14 protein-coding genes, 1 tRNA gene and 1 rRNA gene are annotated in these 25,614 nt (G+C 70.2%); 12 read left to right on the forward strand and 4 right to left on the reverse strand.

All coding sequences use genetic code 11. The features are described from left to right. The 3 genes from rrf to ACZ5XS_RS28010 all read left to right on the forward strand — a co-directional run. Positions 1–86 (forward strand): 5S ribosomal RNA (gene rrf, locus ACZ5XS_RS28000); the annotation flags it as partial. A 114-nt stretch (positions 87–200) separates the two neighbouring features. Then, positions 201–863, forward strand: a complete 663-nt coding sequence (locus ACZ5XS_RS28005) for a DegT/DnrJ/EryC1/StrS family aminotransferase (RefSeq protein ID WP_468656030.1) — start codon at positions 201–203, stop codon at positions 861–863. 86 nt (positions 864–949) lie between these two features. After that, positions 950–1,025: transfer RNA gene (locus ACZ5XS_RS28010), tRNA-Thr, on the forward strand. A 59-nt stretch (positions 1,026–1,084) separates the two neighbouring features. Here ACZ5XS_RS28010 and ACZ5XS_RS28015 read toward each other — a convergent pair. Beyond that, positions 1,085–3,838, reverse strand: a complete 2,754-nt coding sequence (locus ACZ5XS_RS28015; protein ID WP_468655836.1) for a SpoIIE family protein phosphatase — start codon at positions 3,836–3,838, stop codon at positions 1,085–1,087. Between the two features lie 375 nt (positions 3,839–4,213). Between ACZ5XS_RS28015 and ACZ5XS_RS28020 the strand changes: the two genes are divergently transcribed. The 9 genes from ACZ5XS_RS28020 (at position 4,214) to ACZ5XS_RS28060 (ending at position 18,768) form a co-directional block, all read left to right on the forward strand. Beyond that, positions 4,214–9,700: a HAMP domain-containing protein gene (locus tag ACZ5XS_RS28020; protein WP_468655838.1), complete on the forward strand. Its 5,487-nt coding sequence runs from the start codon at positions 4,214–4,216 to the stop codon at positions 9,698–9,700. 318 nt (positions 9,701–10,018) lie between these two features. After that, positions 10,019–10,699 (forward strand): response regulator, encoded by a 681-nt coding sequence (locus ACZ5XS_RS28025; RefSeq protein ID WP_468655840.1) that lies wholly within the window; start codon positions 10,019–10,021, stop codon positions 10,697–10,699. A gap of 124 nt (positions 10,700–10,823) precedes the next feature. After that, positions 10,824–13,538, forward strand: coding sequence for a DNA translocase FtsK (locus ACZ5XS_RS28030; protein ID WP_468655842.1), 2,715 nt, complete (start codon positions 10,824–10,826; stop codon positions 13,536–13,538). A gap of 234 nt (positions 13,539–13,772) precedes the next feature. Next, entirely contained in the window at positions 13,773–14,615 is an 843-nt protein-coding gene (locus ACZ5XS_RS28035) for a helix-turn-helix domain-containing protein (RefSeq protein WP_468655844.1), read from the forward strand. Between the two features lie 85 nt (positions 14,616–14,700). Next, the gene (rimO, locus tag ACZ5XS_RS28040; RefSeq protein WP_468655846.1) at positions 14,701–16,173 is read left to right on the forward strand and encodes a 30S ribosomal protein S12 methylthiotransferase RimO; all 1,473 of its coding nucleotides are present in this window, start codon (positions 14,701–14,703) and stop codon (positions 16,171–16,173) included. Beyond that, positions 16,170–17,006 carry a CDP-diacylglycerol--glycerol-3-phosphate 3-phosphatidyltransferase gene (pgsA, locus tag ACZ5XS_RS28045; protein WP_468655848.1) on the forward strand — a complete coding sequence of 279 codons (837 nt, stop codon included), beginning with the start codon at positions 16,170–16,172 and terminating at the stop codon, positions 17,004–17,006. The genes rimO and pgsA overlap by 4 nt, the downstream gene beginning before the upstream one ends. After that, the gene (locus ACZ5XS_RS28050; RefSeq protein WP_468655850.1) at positions 17,003–17,560 is read left to right on the forward strand and encodes a CinA family protein; all 558 of its coding nucleotides are present in this window, start codon (positions 17,003–17,005) and stop codon (positions 17,558–17,560) included. The genes pgsA and ACZ5XS_RS28050 overlap by 4 nt, the downstream gene beginning before the upstream one ends. Positions 17,561–17,669: 109 nt before the next feature. Then, positions 17,670–18,050 carry a helix-turn-helix domain-containing protein gene (locus ACZ5XS_RS28055; RefSeq protein WP_030044087.1) on the forward strand — a complete coding sequence of 127 codons (381 nt, stop codon included), beginning with the start codon at positions 17,670–17,672 and terminating at the stop codon, positions 18,048–18,050. A gap of 439 nt (positions 18,051–18,489) precedes the next feature. Then, entirely contained in the window at positions 18,490–18,768 is a 279-nt protein-coding gene (locus ACZ5XS_RS28060) for a hypothetical protein (RefSeq protein WP_468655852.1), read from the forward strand. Here the strand turns inward: ACZ5XS_RS28060 and ACZ5XS_RS28065 are convergent. The 3 genes from ACZ5XS_RS28065 to ACZ5XS_RS28075 all read right to left on the reverse strand — a co-directional run bounded on the left by ACZ5XS_RS28065 (position 18,716) and on the right by ACZ5XS_RS28075 (position 25,463). Further along, on the reverse strand, positions 18,716–19,480 hold the full coding sequence (locus tag ACZ5XS_RS28065; RefSeq protein WP_468655854.1) for an SDR family NAD(P)-dependent oxidoreductase: 765 nt from the start codon (positions 19,478–19,480) through the stop codon (positions 18,716–18,718). The genes ACZ5XS_RS28060 and ACZ5XS_RS28065 overlap by 53 nt on opposite strands. Positions 19,481–19,513: 33 nt before the next feature. Further along, positions 19,514–20,350, reverse strand: coding sequence for an Fpg/Nei family DNA glycosylase (locus tag ACZ5XS_RS28070; RefSeq protein WP_468655856.1), 837 nt, complete (start codon positions 20,348–20,350; stop codon positions 19,514–19,516). Between the two features lie 118 nt (positions 20,351–20,468). Further along, the gene (locus ACZ5XS_RS28075) at positions 20,469–25,463 is read right to left on the reverse strand and encodes an ATP-dependent helicase (protein ID WP_468655858.1); all 4,995 of its coding nucleotides are present in this window, start codon (positions 25,461–25,463) and stop codon (positions 20,469–20,471) included. Between the last annotated feature and the right edge of the window lie 151 nt (positions 25,464–25,614).

Below are 25,614 nucleotides of genomic sequence, written 5' to 3' on the forward strand. Positions count from 1 at the left end.
GTTACATTCCGAACCCGGAAGCTAAGCCTTACAGCGCCGATGGTACTGCAGGGGGGACCCTGTGGGAGAGTAGGACGCCGCCGAACAATCATTCAAAGGGTTGGATCCTGAACTTCGGTTCAGGGTCCAACCCTTTTTTGTTGTGCGTCACTTGAAGTTCACGTTGCGCTACCACGATCGCCGACATGGGTACTGCTGCAATGCTCAGGGCCGCCGGCGTCGGAGTCGGTGACGAGGTCGTCGTCCCGGCCTTCGGGAACGTGGAAGTGGCCGAGGCCGTGGTCCTCGCCGGGGCGCTTCCGGTGTTCGCCGACATAGATCCGCTCACGTACTGCCTCGACTCGTCCGCTGTCGAGGTGGCCGTAACTCCGCGGACGGCGGCCATCGTTGTCGTACACCGCTTTGGCCGGCCGGCTGACATGGTGCGGCTGCTGGGAGTGGGGGAGCGGCATGGGCTGCTCGTGCTCCAGGAGGGGGAGTCCGAGGCGCCGTACGACGAGACCGCTCAGCGCAGGCAGCGGGCTGCCTATCTCGATACGAAGTTGAGGGGCGTGCGTACGCCTGACGGTGGGGACGGGCACACCTATCAGCAGTACGTCGTGCGGGTGCCGGGTAATGGGCGGCCGGACCGGGACGCCTTCGCTCGGGCCGTGCGGGCCAGGGGTGTTGAGTGCCGGGTGCCGGTGAAGACGCCTGTGCATCGGCTGCCCGAGTACCGTCGGTGCGTGTCCCTGCCGGAGACCGAGCGGGCCGCGGACGAGACGCTGGCACTGCCGGTGGATGCCGTGTTGGCCAAGCGGGACATGCAGCGGATCGTGGGTGCGTGCAATGCCCTCGGCGGGTTGCTGCAGCCCGCCTTCTGAGGCCTGTGAGGGTGGTTGGGAGTACGGGTCTGTTCGGGGTATGATCTATTCCGTTGCCGCCGGGGGAACCCCCGAAATGGTGACTGGCCCCTATAGCTCAGTCGGTAGAGCGTCTCCATGGTAAGGAGAAGGTCAACGGTTCGATTCCGTTTGGGGGCTCCATAAGAAAAGGCCCCCGTCCTTTTGGGCGGGGGCCTTTTCTTATGCCCTCTTCGATTCGGTCAGTCCTTGTGGAGGCCGGGAACTCGCATCGCGAGGATGGCCATGTCGTCGGACGGGGCGTCCTGGGCGAAGCGTTCGACCGCGCGCATGATGCGGGCGGCGACCGCGCCTGCGGTGAGGCCCGTGCAGGTCGTGAGGACGTCGGCGAGGCCGTCGTCGCCCAGCATGCGGGTGCCCTCGCGGCGTTCCGTGACGCCGTCGGTGACGCAGAGGAGAACGTCGCCCGGGTCGAGCGTGACCGACTGCTCGTAGAGCTCCAGGTCCTCCATGACGCCGAGGAGCGGCTGGGGTTCGGCCGCCGGTTCGACCGTGCCGTCCTGGCGCAGGCGGAGCGGGAGGGGGTGGCCGGCGCAGACCACCTTCAGCTGGGCGCTGCCGTCCGCCTGGGGCCACAACTCGCCGTACAGGAGCGTGAGGAAGCGGCTGCGGGCTCCCTCGTCGAGGATGGCGGAGTTCAGGCGCTCCAGAACGGCGGGTCCGCTGAGGCCTTCGCGTGCCAGGAGCCTGAGGGCGTGGCGGGCCAGGCCCGTGACCGCGGCCGCGTTCGGGCCCGTGCCGCAGACATCGCCGATGGCGAAGCCGTACGCGCCGTCGCGGATCGGGAAGACGTCGTAGAAGTCGCCGCCGACCTCGTTGCCCTCGCCGGCCGCGCGGTAGATGACCTCGACCTCGACGCCGTCGATCTCGGGGAGCTCCGGCGGCAGGAGGCTGCGCTGCAGGGACTGGCTGATGGCCGTGCGCTCGGAGTAGAGGCGGGCGTTGTCGAGGGCGAGGGCGGCCCGGCGGGACAAGTCCTCGGCCAGTTCCAGGATTTCCTGGCGGAAGTGTTCGTCGGTGGGCTTGCCGAGGGTGAGCATGCCGATGACTCGGTTGCGGGCCACCAGAGGGAGCACCACGGTTTCGCCGCCGACGGCGGAGGCCGTGGCGAGGGTGGGGCCGATGCCCGAGGTGACCTGCTGCGGCGGGCCGCCGCTCATGCCGAGGCTGCGCATGGAGCTGCGCAGGGCCGCCTGGTGGGCAGCCGCGCCGGGGGCCGACCAGACGCGGGCGCCGGGGGTGGGGACCGGGTCGGGCGGGGAGATCTTCGACAGCAGGGACTTGATGCCGTCGATCAGTTCCTCGTCCTCGTGCAGGACGTACGACAGATACGGCTCGGAGGCCTGGTCGGCGATCGTGTAGACGGCGCACCAGGTGGCCAGCGTCGGGACCGTCATCTGGGCCATCAGGGCCAGCGTCTGGTCGCGGTCCAGGGTGCCGGCGAGGAGGTCGGAGGCCTCGACGAGGAAGCTCAGAGAGCCTCGGCGCAGGCGTTCGAGTTCACCGAGGCGGGCGGACTCGACCGCCAACGCGATGCGGTCGGCCGCGAACTGGAGGCGAAGCGCCTCCTCGTTCGAGTATCTGCCGGGGGACTCGGCGGCGACGCCGAGTGAGCCGGTGAGGCGGCCCTCCACCTTCAGGGGGACCGTGACGACCGAGCGCATGCCGGTGCCGCTCAGCAGCGGTACGGCGCCCGGTACGGCCGTGAGGTCGTCGTGGACGGCCGGCATGCGGGCCGAGCTGTAGCGGCCGGGGCCGGCTTCGACGGGGACGCGGGCGAAGCGCTGGCGGGCGGAGGGCAGGCCGGTGGAGGCGCGCACCTCCAACTCCGTCTCGTCGTCGGTCGCGAGGAGGAGGAAGGCGGAGTCGCCGTCGAGCATGTCGCGGGCGCGTTCGACCGTGCGCTGGAGGAGTCCGTCGAGGTCGTCCGGGGCCGGGGAGCCGATGAACACCTCGAAGGGGTCGGTGCCCTGGCCGTCGGAGGCGGATCCGGTGTCGGAGGCGGGAACGCGCAACGGCGTCTGCAGCACGGCCCGTTCGTGGTCGCGGACCAGGAGGCAGACCGTGGAGGGCTCGCCGCCCGTGTCGCGGACGCGGAGGTGGGAGGCGTACACCGAGCTGACGCGGCCATTGGCGGCACGGATGCCGTAACTGCCCTCCCAGCGGGAGAGTTGGAGGGCCTCCGCGATGCCGGTGCCGGTGCCCGGGGTGTGCGGCCAGGCGGCGAGGTCGGTCAGCGGTTTGCCGATGACCTGCTCGGCGGCGTAGCCGAAGAGTTCCTCGGCGTCCTCGTTCCACGAGGTGAGGGCGCCCGTGCGGTCGATCTGGACGACGGCGACGCGGACGCGGCCGTCGGCGAGCGGGAGGAGGTCGACGGGGAGGGCCGGTCCAGCCGCTCGCGCGCCCACCGGGCGTTCGGGGAGGTCGAGGTGGAACCAGACCTGCTTGTGCGTGGGTGTGTACTCCACGCCCCAGCGGCCGGACAGTGCCGCGCACAGCTGGAGGCCGCGGCCGCCCTCGCTGTCGGGGCTGCCCATGTTGACGGCCTGACCCTGGAGCGGGATCTCGCGCTCCGGATAGCGGTCGGCGACCTCGATCCGTACGCCGTCGTCGCTTCGCAGACACAGCACGTCCGCGGAGGTACCCGCGTGCACCACGGCGTTGGTCACCAGTTCGCTGGTCAGGACCACCGCGTCGTCGACGATGTCGGCGAAGCCCCAGCCCTGGAGGGTGTCGCGGACGAAGGAGCGGGCGCTCGCGACCGATCGCCCGACGGGCTCGAAGCAGGCGGCCGCGCGCGCGGTGATCACAGAACTCCTCGACCGGTTGTCGACGTGCAGGTCTCCCTGGCCGGCAAGCTCGTGCCGCTGATGCGGCAGGTCACTGGTCGGCCTGGGGTCCGGGGGCTGTTCCCCAGGGATCAGTCCGGTGGTCATGTGTGCGGCCGCCCCTCCGATGCCCGCTCGTACTCGTGCCACCGCCCAGGCCGGACGGACCGGCGTGGCTGGACAGCCGCATGCAAGGTTACTTACCTTCCCCGTCCGAGCGGATGCCGGTCTGCAGTGTTTCCGTCCGGAGGGTGTGCGGACGATGTGCGAAGCTGCCGAACTGTTATGGCCTGGTTCGGCCGGGGTGAAACACTGGGCAAGCTTCTGGTGAAGGTACCGGCAGGCTGAGTGTGGTTTGCACATGGTGGGCAGCAGCCCGGGTGCGACCTGGCAGAGCGGGCATGGATACGCAGCAGTAACCGGCAAGCCCGGCAGTAATACCTGAGCACAGCAGTAACGGTCGACCCCTGCGGGAGGGACACAGTGGAGTCTGGCGCAGCGACGCGGAGCACTAAAACGCGCGCGAAAGGCGGACAGTCCCCGACCAACCAGCGCAAACCGCGCAACGGGACCACCGCGGTGGACACAGCCGCACTGAACAGACTGCTGACGGCTCTCGTGTCGATGCGCGAGGGAAACTTCCGCAAGCGGCTCACGGTGTCCGGCGACGGCGTGATGTCGGAGATCGCGGCCGTCTTCAATGAGGTGGCCGACCGTAATCTCCATTTGACGGGTGAATTGTCTCGCGTCCGGCGCATGGTGGGGCGTGAGGGAAAGCTCACGGAACGGCTGGAAACAGGTGCCTCCGAGGGCTCCTGGGCGGCAGCCATCGACGCTTCGAACGCGCTGGTCGACGATCTCGTACGGCCTGTCTCCGAGGTCAGCCGGGTGCTGTCCGCGGTGGCGGAGGGTGATCTGTCGCCGCGTATGGAGTTGCGGACGCAGGCGCCGGACGGGACCGGGCATCCGCTGCGCGGGGAGTTCCTCAAGGTCGGGCGGACTGTCAACAACCTGGTCGACCAGCTGTCGACGTTCACCGACGAGGTCACGCGGGTGGCCAGCGAGGTGGGTACCGAGGGCAAGCTGGGCGGCCAGGCCCGGGTGCGCGGTATGTCGGGTTCATGGAAGGACCTGACCGAGTCCGTCAACACGATGGCGTACCGGCTGACGGCCCAGGTCCGGGACATCGCGCTGGTGACGACGGCGGTCGCCAAGGGTGACCTGTCGCGGAAGGTCACGGTTCATGTCGAAGGCGAGATGCTGGAGCTGAAGAACACCGTCAACACGATGGTGGATCAGCTGTCGTCGTTCTCCTCCGAGGTGACGCGCGTCGCACGCGAGGTGGGTGTCGAGGGTGAGCTGGGGGGTCAGGCGCAGGTGCCCGGCGTGGCCGGGGTGTGGAAGGACCTCACCGATTCGGTGAACCTGATGGCCGGCAACCTGACGGCCCAGGTCCGCGGCATCTCCCAGGTGACGACCGCGGTCGCCAGCGGTGACCTGTCGCAGAAGGTGACGGTCTCGGCGCGCGGCGAGGTCGCGCAGCTGGCCGACACGATCAACCAGATGACCGAGACACTGCGGATCTTCGCGGACGAGGTCACGCGCGTGGCCAACGAGGTCGGAGCCGAGGGACAGCTCGGCGGGCAGGCGAACGTGCCAGGTGCGGCGGGGACGTGGAAGGACCTCACCGACTCGGTGAACACGGTCTTCCGGAACCTCACCACGCAGGTGCGGGACATCGCGGCCGTGACGACGGCCGTGGCCAACGGTGACCTCTCGCAGAAGGTCACCGTGGACGTGGCCGGCGAGATGCTGGAGCTGAAGAACACCGTCAACGGGATGGTGGACCAGCTGTCGGCGTTCGGTGCCGAGGTCACGCGTGTGGCGCGTGAGGTCGGGGTCGAGGGTGAGCTGGGCGGTCAGGCGCAGGTGCCCGGGGCCGCCGGTACGTGGAAGGACCTGACCGACTCGGTCAACACCGCGTTCCGGAATCTCACCGGACAGGTGAGGAACATCGCCCAGGTGACGACGGCCGTGGCCAACGGTGACCTGTCCCAGAAGGTCACCGTGGACGTCTCCGGCGAGATGCTCCAGCTGAAGAACACCGTGAACACGATGGTCGACCAGCTGTCGGCCTTCGCCGACCAGGTGACGCGGATGGCCCGCGACGTGGGCACCGAGGGACGGCTGGGCGGTCAGGCCGTGGTGCCGGGCGTGTCCGGCACCTGGAAGGAGCTCACCGACTCCGTCAACTTCATGGGCGGCAACCTCACTTCGCAGGTACGGCAGATCGCCCAGGTGACGACGGCGGTGGCGCGGGGTGACCTGTCCCAGAAGATCGACGTCGACGCGCGCGGCGAGATCCTGGAGCTGAAGAACACCATCAACACGATGGTCGACCAGCTGTCGGCCTTCGCCGACCAGGTCACGCGCGTCGCCCGCGAGGTGGGTACGGAGGGCCGGCTCGGCGGTCAGGCACAGGTGCCCGGCGTCGCCGGTGTGTGGCGGGACCTGACCGATTCCGTGAACGGCATGGCGGGCAACCTCACCGCCCAGGTGCGCAACATCGCGCAGGTCGCCACCGCGGTCGCCCGCGGTGACCTCTCCCAGAAGATCACCGTGGACGCGCGCGGCGAGATCCTGGAGCTCAAGAACACCCTGAACACGATGGTGGACCAGCTGTCGTCGTTCGCCGAGGAGGTCACTCGGGTGGCCCGTGAGGTGGGTACGGAGGGCATTCTCGGCGGTCAGGCGGAGGTGCAGGGTGTCTCCGGGACCTGGAAGGACCTCACGCAGTCCGTGAACTTCATGGCGAACAACCTGACCATCCAGGTGCGCCAGATCGCCGAGGTCACGACCGCGGTCGCCAAGGGTGACCTGTCGAAGAAGATCACTGTGGACGCGAAGGGCGAGATCCTCGAGCTCGTCAGTACCGTGAACACGATGGTGGACCAGCTGTCGTCCTTCGCCGAGCAGGTGACCCGGGTGGCCCGTGAGGTGGGCACCGAGGGCATCCTGGGCGGCCAGGCCCATGTGCCCGGCGTCGTGGGCATCTGGAAGGACCTGAGCGACAACGTCAACCTGATGGCCAACAACCTGACCGTGCAGGTGCGCAACATCTCCCAGGTCGCGTCGGCGGTCGCCAACGGTGACCTGACGCGGACGGTGACCATCGAGGCGCGCGGCGAGGTCGCGCAGCTCGCGGACACCTTCAACACCATGGTGAAGACGCTGAGTTCGTTCGCCGACCAGGTCACCAAGGTGGCCCGTGAGGTGGGCACGGACGGCATCCTGGGCGGTCAGGCGCGGGTGCCGGGTGTGGCGGGTACCTGGAAGGACCTCACCGAGTCGGTGAACCAGATGGCGTCCAACCTGACCGGTCAGGTGCGGAACATCGCCATGGTGACCACGGCCATCGCCAAGGGCGACCTGACCAAGAAGATCGACATCGACGCGCGCGGAGAGATCCTCGAGCTCAAGACGACGATCAACACGATGGTGGACCAGCTGTCGTCCTTCGCCGAGGAGGTCACCCGGGTCGCCCGCGAGGTGGGCACGGAGGGCCAGCTGGGTGGTCAGGCACGCGTGCGTGACGTCGACGGGACCTGGCGCGACCTCACCGAGTCGGTGAACGAGATGGCCGGGAACCTGACCCGGCAGGTGCGCGCCATCGCGCGCGTGGCGACCGCGGTGACCCGCGGTGACCTGAACCTGAAGATCGACGTGGACGCGTCCGGGGAGATCCAGGAGCTCCAGGACTACATCAACAAGATGATCGCCAACCTGCGCGACACCACGATCGCCAACAAGGAGCAGGACTGGCTCAAGGGCAACCTGGCCCGTATCTCCGCGCTGATGCAGGGGCGCCGGGACCTGGCCGACGTGGCCTCGCTGATCATGAGCGAGCTGACGCCGGTGGTGACCGCGCAGCACGGCGCGTTCTTCGTCGCCATGCCGCTCCTCGACGGCAAGGACCTCAGTGCCGAGGCGGAGGACCAGTACGAGCTGCGGATGCTCGGGTCGTACGGCTACTCGATGGGCTCCATGCCGACGTCGTTCAGGCCCGGTGAGGCGCTGATCGGGACGGCCGCCGAGGAGAAGCGCACGATCCTTGTGGAGAACGCGCCCAGCGGGTATCTGAAGATCTCCTCCGGTCTCGGAGAGGCGCCGCCCGCGCAAGTGATCGTCCTCCCGGTGCTGTTCGAGGGCAAGGTGCTCGGTGTCATCGAGCTGGCCTCCTTCACTCCCTTTACGCACATCCAGAAGGACTTCCTCAACCAGATCGCCGAGATGATCGCCACCAGCGTCAACACCATCTCCGTCAACACCAAGACGGAGGTGCTGCTGAAGCAGTCGCAGGAGCTGACCGAGCAACTGCGCGAGCGGTCGGCCGAGTTGGAGAACCGGCAGAAGGCCCTCCAGGCGTCCAACGCCGAACTCGAGGAGAAGGCGGAGCTGCTGGCCCAGCAGAACCGCGACATCGAGGTGAAGAACACCGAGATCGAGGAGGCGCGGCAGGTCCTGGAGGAGCGTGCCGAGCAGCTCGCCGTGTCGATGCGCTACAAGAGCGAGTTCCTCGCCAACATGTCGCACGAACTGCGTACGCCGCTCAACTCGCTGCTGATCCTGGCCAAGCTGCTCGCCGACAACGCGGAGGGGAACCTCTCGCCGAAGCAGGTCGAGTTCGCCGAGACGATCCACGGGGCCGGCTCCGACCTGCTCCAGCTGATCAACGACATCCTCGACCTGTCGAAGGTCGAGGCGGGGAAGATGGACGTCTCCCCGACGCGCATTGCGCTCGTCCAGCTCGTCGACTACGTGGAGGCCACCTTCCGGCCGTTGACCGCGGAGAAGGGGCTGGACCTGTCCGTACGGGTGTCGCCGGAGCTGCCGGCCACCCTGCACACCGACGAACAGCGGCTCCTTCAGGTGCTGCGCAACCTGCTGTCCAACGCGGTGAAGTTCACCGACTCGGGAGCCGTCGAGCTGGTCATCCGGCCCGCGGGCCGGGATGTGCCGGTGGCGATCCGGGAGCAGCTCCTGGAGGCGGGCTCGCTGCGTGACGTGGATGCCAACCTGATCGCGTTCTCCGTGACGGACACGGGGATCGGGATCGCGGCCAGCAAGATGCGGGTGATCTTCGAGGCGTTCAAGCAGGCGGACGGTACGACGAGTCGCAAGTACGGCGGTACGGGGCTCGGGCTGTCGATCTCGAGGGAGATCGCCCAGTTGCTGGGCGGTGAGATCCACGCGCAGAGCGAACCCGGGCGTGGATCGACGTTCACGCTGTATTTGCCGCTGCACCCGAGCGAACTGCCGCCGCAGGGCTATCAGCAGCTCGCGCCCCCAGCCCTGGAGGCCGGTGACCTGGTGACGTCCTCGGGGCGGCACGAGCCGGCCGAGCTGTCCGATGCGGAGGCCGAGACGCCGGCCGAGGTGAGGTCGTACCAGGAGACGCAGAACGGTGCCGCGGCGCTCTTCAGGCGCCGCAGGCGGCCCGTGCCGGAGATCGAGCAGCGTCTCGCGCAGCAGGAGCAGTGGCCCGTGGCGGCCGAGCCGCAGACGGCCCCGAAGTCGCGTCGCGGCATCCGGTTCGGCGGGGAGAAGGTGCTCATCGTCGACGACGACATCCGCAACGTCTTCGCGCTGACCAGCGTCCTCGAACAGCACGGGCTGTCCGTGCTGTACGCCGAGAACGGCCGCGAGGGCATCGAGGTCCTGGAGCAGCACGAAGACGTGGCGGTCGTCCTGATGGACATCATGATGCCCGAGATGGACGGCTATGCGACGACGACGGCGATCCGCAGGATGCCGCAGTTCGCCGGGCTGCCGATCATCGCGCTGACCGCGAAGGCGATGAAGGGCGACCGGGAGAAGGCGATCGAGTCGGGCGCCTCCGACTACGTCACCAAGCCGGTCGACCCCGATCACCTGCTGACGGTGATGGACCAGTGGATGCGTGGCGAGTGACGGGATCCGTCGGGCTTTGCGTGGGCTTCGTGTGGATGTGGCGGGAAGCTTCGGTGAGGACGCGCAGTCGTTGACTCTGGGTGGCGGCAGCCGTGTAGAAGTACGGGATTCGGGGAACCTTCTGGTCTCCCGCCGCGTTTCTGCTACGTGCACAGTGACATCACGGTGACAGGGTGTGGCGACGGGCGGGGTGCGGCTACGATGACCGGCACAAGGACGGGCGGCGCAAGGGAGTCGTCCCCTGGGGCGGCGCCGGTCGGCGTCACCCCAAGTCCTGCGGACAGGGGAGGCCCCACGCCGGGGCGAGGAGGGCGGGCCATGGTGCAGAAGGCCAAGATCCTCCTGGTCGATGACCGGCCGGAGAATCTGCTCGCGCTGGAGGCCATCCTCTCCGCGCTCGATCAGACACTGGTGCGGGCATCGTCCGGGGAGGAAGCGCTCAAGGCGCTGCTGACGGACGACTTCGCGGTCATTCTGCTGGACGTCCAGATGCCGGGCATGGACGGATTCGAAACGGCCGCGCACATCAAGCGCCGAGAACGGACCCGGGACATCCCGATCATCTTCCTCACCGCGATCAACCACGGACCGCACCACACCTTCCGTGGGTACGCGGCGGGCGCGGTCGACTACATCTCCAAGCCGTTCGACCCCTGGGTGCTGCGCGCCAAGGTCTCCGTCTTCGTCGAGCTGTACATGAAGAACTGCCAGCTGAGGGAGCAGGCGGCGCTGCTGCGGCTCCAGTTGGAGGGCGGCGGCAAGGCGTCGGCCGGGGACGCGAAGGAGCCTGCGGGGCTGCTCGCCGAGCTGTCGGCGCGGCTGGCGGCGGTGGAGGAGCAGGCCGAGGCACTGTCGAAGCAGCTGGACGACGAGTCCGCGGACGCGGCCGCTGTGGCCACCGCGGCTCATCTCGAACGCAAACTCACGGGTTTGCGGCGGGCGCTGGACGCGCTGGAGCCGGGCACGGGGAGTTCGCCCTCGGTGCCGTCGCAGAACTGACCCCTGCCGCAGGCGCCGTTGCGCGTGAGCCTGCGTCAGTTCAGCGCCCTCTGCAGGGCGACACGAACGGGTGAAGCATCGGGCACACGTGTCCACTGCCGTCTCCACCGGTAACCTCACACCTATGGCCTCACGTCCCTCCGCAGCCAAGAAGCCCGCCAAGAAGGCGGCCGCTCCGGCGAAGGCTCCGGTGAAGAAGGCCGCTGCGAAAAAGGCCCCTGCCAAAAAGGCGCCCGCCAAGAAGGCCGCGGCGAAGAGAGCCGCGCCGCCGAAGCCGGCGCCCAGCCCGACCGGGGGCATCTACCGGCTCGTGCGCGCCCTGTGGCTAGGCGTCGCGCACGCCGTCGGCGCGGTGTTCCGCGGAATAGGGCAGGGCGCGAAGAACCTCGACCCGGCCCACCGCAAGGACGGCGTCGGGCTGCTGCTGCTCGGCCTCGGACTGATCGTCGCCGCCGGTACCTGGTCGAACCTGCGCGGTCCGGTCGGCGACCTCGTCGAGATGCTGGTGACCGGCGCCTTCGGCCGGCTGGACCTGCTCGTGCCGATACTGCTCGCGGTCATCGCCGTACGGTTCATCCGGCACCCCGAGCAGCCCGAGGCCAACGGCCGCATCGTGATCGGTCTGTCCGCGCTCGCCATCGGCGTGCTCGGCCAGGTCCACATCGCCTGCGGCTCGCCCGCCCGCGGTGACGGCATGCAGGCGATAAGGGACGCCGGCGGCCTCATCGGCTGGGGAGCGGCGACCCCGCTGACGCACACCATGGGCGACGTCCTCGCCGTACCGCTGCTCGTGCTGCTGACGGTCTTCGGGCTGCTGGTCGTCACGGCCACCCCGGTCAACGCCATCCCGCAGCGGCTGCGGCTGCTCGGGGTGCGGCTGGGAATCGTGCACGACCCCGCCGAGGACGAGTTCGGCGAGGACGACGAGCGCTACGACGACCAGTGGCGCGAGGCGCTGCCCGCGCGGCCCCGCAAGCGCGGCCCGGCCCCCGCGGCGTACGACCCCGACGGAGCGGAGCAGGAGGCCCTTACGCGGCGTCGTGGCCGCCCCCGGCGCTCCGCGGTGCCGCAGCCCGACCTGGACCGTCCCCTGGACGCGGTGGATGTCGCCGCGGCGGCCGCTGCCGCCCTCGACGGCGCCGTGATGCACGGCATGCCGCCCTCGCCGATCGTCGCCGACCTCACCCACGGTGTGAGCGTCGGGGAGCGCGAGGAGACGACACCGACACCGACGCCGGCTCCCGTGCCGGCTCCGGCCGCGCGGCCCAGGCAGAAGAAGCTCGACACAGGGGTCGCGGACCTCACCAAGGCGGCGCCCGAAGTACCCCGGGACCTGCCGGCACGCGCGGAGCAGCTCCAGCTGTCCGGCGACGTCACCTATGCGCTGCCCTCGCTCGACCTCCTCACGCGCGGCGGGCCCGGCAAGACCCGCAGCGCCGCGAACGACGCGGTCGTAGCCTCGCTCACGACCGTCTTCTCCGAGTTCAAGGTCGACGCCGCCGTCACCGGCTTCACGCGCGGGCCGACTGTCACGCGGTACGAGGTCGAGCTCGGGCCCGCCGTCAAGGTCGAGCGGATCACCGCGCTGACCAAGAACATCGCGTACGCCGTCGCCAGTCCGGACGTACGGATCATCAGCCCGATCCCCGGCAAGTCGGCGGTCGGCATCGAGATCCCGAACACCGACCGGGAGATGGTCAACCTCGGTGACGTCCTCCGGCTCGCGGCGGCGGCCGAGGACGACCACCCGATGCTGGTGGCGCTCGGCAAGGACGTCGAGGGCGGCTATGTGATGGCCAACCTCGCGAAGATGCCGCACGTGCTGGTCGCCGGAGCCACCGGTTCCGGTAAGTCGTCGTGCATCAACTGTCTGATCACGTCGGTCATGGTCCGGGCGACCCCCGAGGACGTCCGCATGGTCCTCGTCGACCCCAAGCGCGTCGAGCTCACCGCGTACGAGGGGATCCCGCACCTGATCACGCCCATCATCACCAACCCGAAGCGGGCCGCCGAGGCGCTCCAGTGGGTGGTACGGGAGATGGACCTGCGGTACGACGACCTGGCGGCGTACGGCTACCGGCACATCGACGACTTCAACGAAGCCGTGCGCAACGGCAAGGCGAAGTCGCCGGAGGGCAGTGAGCGGGAGCTCCAGCCGTATCCGTACCTGCTGGTGATCGTGGACGAACTCGCCGACCTGATGATGGTCGCTCCGCGCGACGTCGAGGACTCGATCGTGCGGATCACGCAGCTCGCGCGCGCGGCCGGCATCCATCTGGTGCTCGCCACGCAGCGTCCGTCGGTCGACGTCGTCACCGGTCTGATCAAGGCGAACGTGCCTTCGAGGCTCGCGTTCGCCACCTCCTCGCTCGCCGACTCGCGGGTCATCCTCGACCAGCCCGGCGCCGAGAAGCTCATCGGCAAGGGTGACGGGCTGTTCCTGCCGATGGGGGCGAACAAGCCCACCCGTATGCAGGGCGCCTTCGTGACCGAGGACGAGGTCTCGGCGGTCGTCCAGCACTGCAAGGACCAGATGGCGCCGGTCTTCCGTGACGACGTCACCGTGGGCACCAAGCAGAAGAAGGAGATCGACGAGGAGATCGGCGACGACCTCGACCTGCTGTGCCAGGCGGCCGAGCTGGTCGTCTCCACGCAGTTCGGGTCGACCTCGATGCTGCAGCGGAAGCTGCGGGTCGGCTTCGCGAAGGCGGGGCGGCTCATGGACCTCATGGAGTCCCGGGGGATCGTCGGGCCGAGCGAAGGCTCGAAGGCTCGTGACGTTCTTGTGAAGGCTGACGAGCTGGACGGAGTGCTCGCGGTGATCCGCGGGGAGGCTTAAAGGGAGTCCCAAGGCCCCTGGTCGATCGTGACTCACTCGTAAGGGATCATTGAGCAACCGTTTCCCTTCGGCGTACGTCAAGTTGAGGGAAGCGAAAAGCTGCTGCCTCGCCATCGGCGTGTCGGGCCATTCCGATGGCGTACAAAGTGCCACCGCCCGGTTGCCCCACCCTTTCTTACCCCCCCTAGACTGAACCTCCAGCACAGGCGGCTAAAACGCTCGAAAGGCGCCCCCGTGTCCCTCGGCAACTCCCCTGAAGACGAGCGTCCGTTCGAAGACGACCGTGAGGAAGCCCGCCCCTCGATCGGTCGTGCCCTCCAGCAGGCGCGTATCGCGGCCGGACTGACCGTCGACGACGTCAGTTCCGCCACCCGGGTCCGTATCGCCATCGTGCACGCCATCGAGGCGGACGACTTCGCTTCCTGTGGCGGCGACGTCTACGCCCGCGGGCACATCCGGACCCTGGCCAAGGCCGTCCGTATCGACCCCGTCCCGCTGCTCGCCCAGTACGACGACGATCACGGCGGGCGTCCGGCGCCGACCCCGGCGGCTCCGCTGTTCGAGGCGGAACGCATCCGTCCCGAGCGGCGCGGGCCCAACTGGACCGCGGCCATGGTCGCCGCGATCGTCGCGGTGATCGGCTTCGTCGGGTTCACCGCGTTCAAGGGCGGTGGCGACGAGGGAGGCGCGACCGCGCAGGTCGCCGAGGGCTCCAAGCCGGCGACCGGCAAGACCGCCTCGCCCACGCCGAAGAACGACAAGCCCGAGGACACGAAGCCGGAGCCCTCGGACAGCGCCATCGCCGCCGCGCCCCAGGACAAGGTGACCGTCCAGGTCAGCGCCGCCGACGGAAAGAGCTGGATCTCCGCCAAGGACCACAACGGGCGGATCCTGTTCGACGGACTGCTCAAGCAGGGCGAGTCCAAGACCTTCCAGGACAGCCAGAAGGTCAACCTCGTCCTCGGTGACGCCGGGGCGATCCAGCTGTATGTGAACGGCAAGAAGATCGACGACAACTGGCAGCCGGGGGCCGTGGAGCGGCTCACGTATACGAAGGGTGACCCCCAGGTCGGTTAGGACCGAGCGGGTACGGACGGGGTTGGCCAAGATCGGCCAACCCCGTCGACGTGGGGTGTCAGTGGGACGAAGTAGTCTTGAGCCCATGCCTGAACGCCGTACCGTCGCACTCGTCACTCTTGGCTGCGCCCGTAACGAGGTGGACTCGGAGGAGCTCGCAGGCCGCTTGGAGGCGGACGGCTGGGCTCTCGTGGAGGACGCCTCGGACGCTGACGTCGCCGTCGTCAACACGTGCGGCTTCGTCGACGCCGCCAAGAAGGACTCCGTCGACGCCCTCCTGGAGGCCAACGACCTCAAGGGCCACGGCAGAACCCAGGCCGTCGTGGCGGTGGGCTGCATGGCCGAGCGGTACGGCAAGGACCTCGCCGAGGCTCTGCCCGAGGCCGACGGTGTGCTCGGCTTCGACGACTACGCCGACATCTCCGACCGGCTGCAGACCATCCTGAACGGCGGAATCCACGCCTCCCACACCCCGCGCGACCGGCGCAAGCTGCTGCCGATCAGCCCCGCCGAGCGGCAGTCGGTCTCCGACGTCGCCCTGCCCGGGCACGGAGCCGCGTCCGACCTGCCGGAGGGCCTCGCCCCGGCCTCCGGCCCCCGTGCGCCCCTGCGCCGCCGCCTCGACGGCTCTCCGGTCGCCTCGGTGAAGCTCGCCTCCGGCTGCGACCGGCGCTGCTCCTTCTGCGCCATCCCGTCCTTCCGCGGCTCCTTCATCTCACGCCGCCCCAGCGACGTGCTGAACGAGACGCGGTGGCTGGGCGAGCAGGGCGTCAAGGAGATCATGCTGGTCTCCGAGAACAACACCTCGTACGGCAAGGACCTGGGCGACATCCGCCTCCTGGAGTCCCTGCTGCCCGAACTCGCCGAGGTCGACGGCATCGAGCGGGTGCGCGTCAGCTACCTCCAGCCGGCCGAGATGCGGCCCGGACTGATCGACGTGCTGACCTCCACGCCCAAGGTCGTGCCCTACTTCGACCTGTCCTTCCAGCACTCCGCGCCCGACGTGCTGCGCGCGATGCGCCGCTTCGGCGACACCGACCGCTTCCTGGAGCTGCTCGACACCATCCGGAGCAAGGCACCCCAGGCGGGTGTGCGCTCCAACTTCATCGTGGGCTTCCCGGGTGAGAGCGAGGCCGACCTGGCCGAGCTGGAGCGCTTCCTGAGCGGCGCGAGGCTGGACGCCATCGGCGTCTTCGGGTATTCCGACGAGGAGGGCACCGAAGCGGCGACGTACGAGAACAAGCTCGACGTCGACGTCGTCGCCGAGCGGCTTGCCCGGGTCTCCCGGCTGGCGGAGGAACTCGTCTCGCAGCGGGCTGAGGAGCGGGTGGGCGAGACCGTCCAGGTACTCGTGGAGTCGGTGGACCCCGTCGAGGGTGTGTACGGCCGTGGAGAGCACCAGGCGCCCGAGACCGACGGCCAAGTGCTGCTCACGAGCGGCGAGGGTCTGAGCGTCGGTCGTATGGTCGAGGCGAAGGTGGTCGGCACGGAAGGTGTCGACCTGGTGGCCGAGCCGCTGCAGGGCTCGCTCGCGTGTAGTGAGGAGGCGGGCAGATGACCGGAGTCCCGGCGTCCGCTGCGGGTGGCTCCGCCGCCGCGAAGGGCACGGCCGCGGGCACGGCGGCTTCAGGTGCCGCATCTGCGTCCGCATCCGTGTCCGGTGCCGTCGCCGGTGTTTCGGCCGCCACTGCGGCTTCTGCCGCCTCGTCGGGCTCGCCTGGCTCGTCGGGCTCGTCCGCCTCGGACGCCGATCCCGGTTCCAAGACCGCGCGTGGCGGGAAGCTGGCGGCCGCCGCCGTCAACCAGGCCAGTGTCTGGAACATCGCCAATCTGCTGACCATGCTCAGGCTGCTCCTCGTGCCCGGCTTCGTGGCGCTGATGCTCGCCGACGGCGGTTATGACCCGGCGTGGCGCTCGTTCGCCTGGGCGGCGTTCGCGGTCGCCATGATCACCGACCTGTTCGACGGGCATCTGGCCCGCACGTACGACCTGGTCACCGACTTCGGAAAGATCGCCGACCCCATCGCCGACAAGGCGATCATGGGGGCGGCGCTGATCTGCCTGTCCGCACTCGGCGACCTGCCGTGGTGGGTGACGGGTGTCATCCTCGGCCGGGAACTCGGGATCACACTGCTGCGTTTTCTGGTCATCCGGTACGGCGTCATTCCCGCGAGCCGCGGCGGCAAGGTGAAGACCCTCACACAGGGCGTGGCGGTGGGGATGTACGTCCTGGCGCTGACGGGATGGCTGGCCACCCTGAGGTTCTGGGTGATGGCGGCGGCCGTCGTGCTGACCGTGGTGACCGGGCTGGACTATGTGAGACAGGCCATTGTGCTGCGCCGGCAGGGAATCGCCGAGCGCAAGGCGGCGTTGGAGGAGACGGAAGCGTGAGTTCCCCGGCCGCGGACGTGGCCGTAGAAGTGGTACGACTACTCACGGTGAAGGGTGAGACGCTCGCCGTCGCCGAGTCGCTCACCGGCGGACTGGTAGCGGCGGAAATCACAGCGGTTCCGGGGGCCTCCAAGGCCTTCCGCGGGTCGGTGACCGCCTACGCCACCGACCTGAAGCATGAACTGCTGGGCGTCGACGCCGCCTTGCTGGCGGCGCGAGGCGCGGTGGATCCGCAGGTCGCGGGTCTGATGGCGGCTGGAGTGCGCAAGGCGCTCGGCGCCGACTGGGGCATCGCGACCACCGGAGTCGCCGGTCCGGAGCCGCAGGACGGCCAACCCGTCGGGACGGTTTTCGTGGCCGTCGACGGCCCGTCGGCGGTGTCTTCCGACGGCATTGATGGCGGGAAAGTGGCCGCACTGCGGTTGAACGGCGACCGTGCGGAAATTCGTATGGAGAGTGTACGGAGCGTACTCGCACTGCTCCTGGAGGGGCTTGCGAGCCAACAGACCGGGAATGAACGGGCACAGGATACGGAACGGAACGGGGGGTTTTGATGTTTGCAGCCCTGAGTGAACACGACATCGCTCCCCGCACGGCCGCGGCGCAAGGCGGTACGGTGGGGCGTGAAGGATGCGGCTACGCGGTCCGAGGAGGGAGCCACCGATGATTCTGCTCCGTCGCCTGCTGGGTGACGTGCTGCGTCGGCAGCGCCAGCGCCAGGGCCGTACTCTGCGCGAAGTCTCCTCGTCCGCCCGAGTCTCACTCGGCTATCTCTCCGAGGTGGAGCGGGGGCAGAAGGAGGCTTCCTCCGAGCTGCTCTCCGCCATCTGCGACGCGTTGGACGTACGGATGTCCGAGCTCATGCGGGAAGTGAGCGACGAGCTCGCCCTCGCCGAGCTGGCCCAGTCTGCTGCGGCCACCCCCAGCGAACCTGTGCCGACGCCGGTTCGCCCGATGCTGGGTTCCGTCTCGGTGGCCGGTGTGCCACCGGAACGGGTGACGATCAAGGCGCCCGCCGAAGCGGTGGACGTGGTCGCCGCGTGACACTCACGCGAGCGTGCCCGAGCTGACGTGCGCTGAGCGCGTACGACGTGCGATCGCGCTGAGGAGACGTGCGATCGCGCTGAGGAAGTGTGTGAGGCCCCGGCCGGGGCTTTTCCGGGGAGACCCGGAGGAGAGCGGTCGGGGTTTTTCGCGTGTGCGGATGCCCGGGGCTGTGCGGGGCTGTGCGGGGGCGGGCCGCGGAGACACGGTGGGGACCTGGTCCGGTCCTGGGGCCGTTCGGGTCCGGGGCCTCTTGTGGTGCAGGGGTTCGCTGCCGCGGGTCCGTTTGCCGGTGGGGTCCCCGGCGGTCATGGTGGAGCTGGGTTGTGCCTGGCCGGGATCGAGTGACGGGCGGTGCTCCCGTGTGCCGCCGGTGCGCCCTCCCCGTGGGTGAGACGGCGGCCTGGCGTCGGGACTGGTCGGGCTGGAGGTGACGTCCATGGCGGGGCCGATAGTGCGCTGGGGGGCGGGTCTCGGGCTCGGGGCGCTGTGGTGGTGGGCCGTGCTGCGGCTCGCGCTGGCGCCGGACGCGGGGGTGCTGGAGGGGGCGGTCGCGGCCGGGGGGTGGGGGCTGAGTCTGCTGCCGGTGCACTGTGTGCCCAAGGACCGGGCGACAGGAGCCGTGGCTTCGGGGCGGTGGGCGGTGGCCTGGCGGGTGGGGCGGTCTACCACGGCATTGCCACACCGCCGTTCGGGCGCAGGATCTGGCCCGTTGTGAAGGACGAGGCGTCGGAGGCCAGGTAGAGCACTGCCTGGGCGACGTCCTCCGGTTCGCCCACCCGGCCCAGTGGTGACATCCGGGCCATGAGCGACTCGGTGCGCGTCTGCGCTGCGGTGTCGCGCCGGTCGGTCATGGGAGTGCGGATCCAGCCCGGCGCGACCGCGTTGACCCGGATGCCGTGCCGGCCGACCTCGGTCGCGAGTGTCTTCGTCAGCTGGACGACGGCCGCCTTGGCCGCGCCGTAGCAGAGCAGGCCGGGACCGCCGGTGTCCACGGCGCCAGAAGCCATCGTGACGATGCTGCCCCTGGTGCGCCGGGCGAGCATCAGGCGAGCCGCCTCCTGGCACGCGTACAGGACACCCTTGAAGTTGACGTTCAGCACCCGGTCGAGGTCCTCGTCGCGGGTCTCCAGGACCGGGCTGCTGTGCATGATGCCGGCGACGGCGGCCATCACGTCCAGCTGCTCGCAGGAGGCGACGGCCTCGTGGAGCTGTTCGCGGTCGGTGACGTCGAGGTGGTGGATGTGGGGCGTGCCGCCGGTGCCCTTGATGGCTCTCGCGGTCTCGTCGAGGCCGGGTGCGTCCAGGTCCGCGCAGTGCACGGTGGCGCCGGCCGCCGCGAGCAGCAGGGCCGAGGCTCGGCCTATGCCACTGGCGGCGCCGGTGACGAATGCGGTGCGGCCGGTGAGGTCGTACGCCTTGAGGGGCATGCAGGGGACGGTACGAGGGTTTCTGACAGGTCGTCAATTGGTCGTACGGCGCTGGGTTCTGCGGTACGTGGTGGTGGTCGGGGCGGGTCCTGGCTGGCAGGTCGGGCACCAGTACGTGGGGCGCTCGCGGGAGCCGTCGCCCTGGTCGGCCACCCGGACGGGGGTGTGGCAGCGGAGGCAGGGGCGTGGTGCGCGGCCGTACACGAACAGGTCCTGGCCTCTGCGGCCCGTCGTGGTGCGGATAGGGCGGTCGCGGTTGGCTTCGAGGAGCTTCTTGGCCAACGCCGGCAGTTGTGTGGCGCGGGCGGCGGGGAGGGCGCCGACGGGCAGCCAGGGGGTGACGCCGAGGAGGAAGCAGACCTCGCTCTTGTAGACGTTGCCGATGCCGGCGAGGTTGCGCTGGTCGAGCAGGGCCTCGCCCAGGGGGCGGGCGGGGTCGGCGAGCAGGTTGGCCAGGGCCTGGTCCGGGTTCCAGTCAGCGCCCAGGAGGTCGGGGCCGAGGTGGCCGACGGCGCGGTGCTCGTCGCGGGTGCGCAGGAGTTCGAGTACGGGGAGGCGGTAGCCGACGGCTGTTCGGTCCAAGGTGCCCAGGATCGCGCGGATCTGGTGCGTCGGGCCGCCGGTCCAGCGCTGGCCGTGGGTGTACACCTTCCAGGAGCCGTCCATACGCAGGTGCGAGTGGAGGGTGAGGCCACCCTCGATGCGCGTCAGGAGGTGTTTGCCGCGCGGGGCGACCTCCAGGACGGTGCGGCCCGTGAGGTCGACCGTGGCGAACTTGGGCACGCGGAGGTCGCTGCGGGTGAGCACCTTGCCGGCGAGGGCGCCGTGCAGCCGTTTCGCGGCTTGCCAGACCGTGTCTCCTTCGGGCATGGGTCAAGGGTGGCATGGGGTGGGGTCGGGGGGAGGGGACCTGGTGCGGGGGTGGGCTGTGTGGTGCGGGGGTGAGCGGCGTGGTGCGGGGGTGGGCTGTGACGGCAGCTTGCCGGGTTCATGCACGAAGTCGCAGGCCGCGTGGGGTGGCGATGAAGCCCGTCCCTTCCAAGAGGGTGCCGATGGGGGATGTCAGGGCCGAGGCGCCGTTCACCCGCTCGACGGTGACGGTGCCCAGGGAACCTGCCTTGGCCGCGGTGGCGAGGGCCTGGGCCGCCTCCTGGAGACGCGGATCCTCGGTGGCCGTGCCGGCCGGGTCGGAGGGCCAGGCCAGCAGGGTCTTGCCGCCCCGCTCCATATAGAGCGTCAGCTCACCGTCCACGAGGACTACCAGGGAGCCCGCCTTTCGGCCCGGCTTGTGGCCGGCGTCGGTCGGGGGATCGGGCCAGGGGAGAGCTGCGCCGTACGCGTTCGCGGGGTCGGCGGCGGCCAGGACGACGGCTCGGGAGTCGGGGGTGCGGCGGGTTGAGGAGGGGGAGGCATAGGGGCCGTAGGCCGGGCCGGCCGGGCCGACCGGTGGGGGGAAGTCGCGGGGGGAAATCCACTCGCTCCGCGCGGTGGGAGCGGGGGCGGGCGGCCAGTCGTCGGTGAAACCGGTGTCGAAGGTGGCCGGATCCTGGTCCGTGTGCCCGTCGGCCGGGCTTGGCCCTTCGGCCGGGTGGGGGGCGGGCGACGCGAAGGGATCGGATGCCAGGCTGGTGGGGGAGTCGAAGGGGGTTGGTGTGTAGGGGGCGGTCGGCGTGAAGGGAGGGTGTGGGCCGAAGCCGTCTTGGGAGCCGTCGGGCTGGGCCGGGGGTGGCAGGGTTTCGCCCCGGTCGCGGGCGTTGGCCACCGCGCGCAGGCGGTCGACCGCGCCGTCCATCGCGAACTGTGCGGCGCCGAGTCCTTCCACCACATAGCCACGTCGTGCCTGGCCGCTGTCCTCGAAGGCGGACAGGATCCGGTAGACCGCGGAGAAACCGCCCTCGACGCCTTCCGCGGAGACGGCTCCGCGGGTCACCACGCCGTGCCGGTCGAGAAGGACACGAGCCAGGGCGTGGGCGCGCACGGTGAGATCGGCCTCGCGGTCCGGGAGCAGCGACCAGCGGCCGGCGACGGTCGGCGGGCCGGTGCGGGACGCGGGGCGGGCGGCGGCCGTGAGGGAGCCGTACCGCCCGCGCGGGACGGTCCGCTTGGCGCGGTGGGCCGTGGAGCCGGCGGTGCGGCCCGAGCCCAGCAGGGAGCGCATGGGGGTGAGAGTGTCGTTCGTGAGCCGCCCGGACCAGGCCAGGTCCCATACGACGTCGGCCAGTTGGGGATCGGTGGCCTCGGGGTGGGTGGTGGCGCGGACCTGGTCGGCGATCTGCCGGAAGAACAGGCCGTAGCCTCCGGAGAGGGCGTCCAGGACGGACTGGTGCAGCGCCGTCAGTTCCAGGGGGTGGGCCGGCGGGAGGAGCAGGGGGGCCGCGTCCGCCACGTACAGCGAGACCCAGCCGTCCTTGCCCGGGAGGGCTCCCGCGCCGGCCCAGACGATCTCTCCGGCGGCGGTGAGCTCGTCGAGCATCGCGGGGGTGTAGTTCGCGACGCGGGACGGCAGGACGAGCTTCTCCAGGGCGGACGCGGGAACGGATGCGCCCTGCAGCTGCTCGACGGCGCGCACCAGTCCGTCGATGCCACGCAGGCCGTGCCCCTTGCCGATGTGCTGCCACTGGGGGAGGAACTGGGCGAGCGCCGGCGGTGGCACCGGTTCCAGCTCGTGGCGCAGGGCGGCGAGGGAGCGGCGGCGGAGGCGGCGCAGGACAGTGGCGTCGCACCATTCCTGGCCGATCCCCGCCGGGTGGAACTCGCCCTGGACCACCCTGCCCGTCGCCGTGAGCCGCTGCAGAGCGCCCTCGGTGACCGCCACGCCCAGGCCGAAGCGGGCCGCCGCGGTGGCCGAGGTGAACGGGCCGTGGGTGCGGGCATAGCGCGCGAGGAGGTCGCCCAGCGGGTCCTTGACGGGCTCCATGAAGGCTTCCGGGACGCCTACCGGCAGTGCCGTGCCCAGCGCGTCACGCAGGCGGCCCGCGTCCTCGATCGCCGCCCAGTGGTCGGCCCCGGCGACGCGTACCCGGATCGCGCGGCGGGCGCCGGCCAGCTCCCGGGCCCACTGCGGGTCGGCACCCCGCGCGGTCAGTTCGGCCTCCTTGAGCGGGCCGAGCAGCCGCAGCAGATCGGCGACGCCTTCGGCATCCTTGACGCGGCGGTCCTCGGTGAGCCACTGGAGTTCTTGCTCCAGCTCGGTCAGCACCTCGGCGTCGAGCAGTTCGCGCAGTTCCGCCTGGCCGAGGAGTTCGGCCAGCAGGCGTGAGTCCAGGGAGAGGGCGGCGGCGCGGCGCTCGGCGAGCGGCGAGTCCCCCTCGTACAGAAACTGGGCGACGTACCCGAAGAGGAGGGAGCGGGCGAAGGGGGAGGGCTCGGGGGTGGTGACCTCGACGAGTCGCACCTTGCGGGACTCCAGGTCTCCCATCAGCTCGACCAGGCCGGGGACGTCGAAAACGTCCTGAAGGCACTCGCGGACCGCCTCCAGGACGATCGGGAACGACCCGAACTCGCTCGCCACCTGGAGCAGTTGGGAGGCACGCTGGCGCTGTTGCCACAGCGGGGTGCGCTTGCCCGGGTTGCGGCGCGGCAGCAGCAGGGCGCGGGCGGCGCACTCGCGGAAGCGGGCCGCGAAGAGGGCCGAGCTGCCCACCTGGTCCGTGACGAGCTGGTCGACCTCGCCCTTGTCGAAGACGACGTCCGCCGCCCCGACGGGCGCCTGCTCGGCGTCGTACTCCGTGCCCGCCCTCATGGGCTCCTGATCGAGCAGGTCCAAGCTCAGCAGGTCGGCGTCGGGCAACCGCAGGACGATGCCGTCGTCGGCGTGCATGACCTGGGCGTCCATGCCGTACCGCTCGGAGAGCTTTGCGCCCAGCGCGAGCGCCCACGGGGCGTGCACCTGGGCGCCGAAGGGGGAGTGCACGACGACCCGCCAGTCGCCGAGCTCGTCACGGAAGCGCTCCACGACGATCGTGCGGTCGTCGGGGACGTGGCCGCACGCCTCGCGCTGCTCTTCCAGGTAGGACAACACGTTCTCAGCGGCCCAGGCGTCCAGTCCCGCGGCGAGCAGGCGGAGGCGGGCATCCTCCTTGGGCAGCGAGCCGACCTCGCGCAGGAACGCCCCCACCGCGCGGCCCAGTTCGAGCGGGCGGCCCAGCTGGTCGCCCTTCCAGAAGGGAAGCCGGCCCGGCACGCCGGGCGCGGGGGAGACCAGGACGCGGTCCCGGGTGATGTCCTCGATGCGCCAGGAACTGGTGCCGAGCGTGAAGACGTCGCCGACCCGCGACTCGTAGACCATCTCCTCGTCGAGCTCGCCGACCCGGCCGCCGCCCTTCTTGGGGTCGGAACCGGCGAGGAAGACCCCGAAGAGGCCGCGGTCGGGGATCGTGCCGCCCGAGGTGACGGCGAGGCGCTGGGCGCCAGGGCGGCCGGTGATCGTGCCGGCGACGCGGTCCCAGACCACGCGCGGGCGCAGCTCCGCGAAGGCGTCGGACGGGTAGCGGCCGGCGAGCATGTCGAGGACGGCCGTGAACGCCGATTCGGGGAGTGCGGCGAAGGGGGCGGCCCGGCGGACGATCGCGAGCAGGTCGTCGAGCTGCCAGGTGTCCATCGCGGTCATGGCGACGACCTGCTGGGCCAGGACGTCCAGCGGGTTGGCGGGGACCCTCAGGGACTCGATGGAGCCGGTGCGCATGCGCTCGGTGACGACTGCTGCCTGGACCAGGTCGCCGCGGTACTTCGGGAAGACCACGCCGGTGGAGACCGCGCCCACCTGGTGGCCGGCGCGCCCGACCCGCTGCAGGCCGGAGGCCACCGAGGGCGGGGACTCCACCTGGATGACGAGGTCCACGGCGCCCATGTCGATGCCGAGTTCGAGGCTGGAGGTCGCCACTACCGCGGGGAGGCGGCCGGCCTTGAGGTCCTCCTCGACAAGGGCACGCTGTTCCTTGGAGACCGAGCCGTGGTGGGCGCGGGCGATCACGGGTGGGGCGCCCTGGGCCGCTCCGGAGCCTCCCATGAGTTCGGCGGGGGCGTGGTGCTCGTCCAGGGGTTCGCCGGTGGCTCGCTCGTAGGCGATCTCGTTGAGCCTGTTGCACAGCCGTTCAGCCAGGCGGCGGGAGTTGGCGAACACGATCGTCGAGCGGTGGGCCTGGACGAGGTCGGCGATGCGCTCCTCGACGTGCGGCCAGATCGAGGGACGCTCCGCGCCCTCGGAGCCGTCGGCCACCGGAGAGCCGCCCAGTTCGCCCAGGTCCTCGACCGGGACGACGACCGAGAGGTCGAACTCCTTGCCGGACTTCGGCTGGACGATCTCCACCTTGCGGCGGGGGGAGAGGTAGCGGGCGACCTCGTCGACCGGGCGGACCGTGGCCGAGAGGCCGATGCGACGGGCCGGCCTGGGGAGCAGTTCGTCCAGGCGCTCCAGGGAGAGGGCGAGGTGGGCTCCGCGCTTGGTGCCGGCGACCGCGTGGACTTCGTCCAGGATCACCGTCTCGATGCCTGTCAGTGCGTCGCGCGTGGCCGACGTCAGCATCAGGAACAGGGACTCCGGGGTGGTGATCAGGATGTCCGGAGGGCGGGTGGACAAGGCGCGGCGCTCGGCGGGGGGTGTGTCGCCGGAGCGGATGCCGACCTTGACCTCCGGTTCGGGCAGGCCGAGGCGGACGGACTCCTGGCGGATGCCGGTCAGAGGGCTGCGGAGGTTGCGCTCCACGTCTACCGCGAGGGCCTTCAGCGGGGACACGTACAGGACTCGGCAGCGCTTCCTGGGGTCGGCGGGTGGGGGTGTGGAGGCGAGCTGGTCCAGTGCGGCGAGGAAGGCGGCCAAGGTCTTGCCGGAACCGGTGGGGGCGACGACCAGCACGTCCGAGCCCTCTGCGATGGCCTGCCACGCGCCTGCCTGGGCGGCGGTGGGCGCGTCGAAGGCGCCCGTGAACCAGCTGCGGGTCGCGGGGGAGAAGGCTTTGAGGGCCTGGTGTGCGGAGCTGACCATGTGTCCATCCTGCACCCGGGGACTGACAATGCTGCTGACCTGGGGGGATGGTGCGTTGGGCTTCGCGAGCCTCATGTCTGCGGGGGGCTGGGGGGCTGGGTGGGGGTGCGCGTTGCGCCTTGTGGTGGGTGGGTCGGGGCCGTGTCGGGGG

The organism is Streptomyces sp. NPDC033131 (assembly GCF_055578365.1).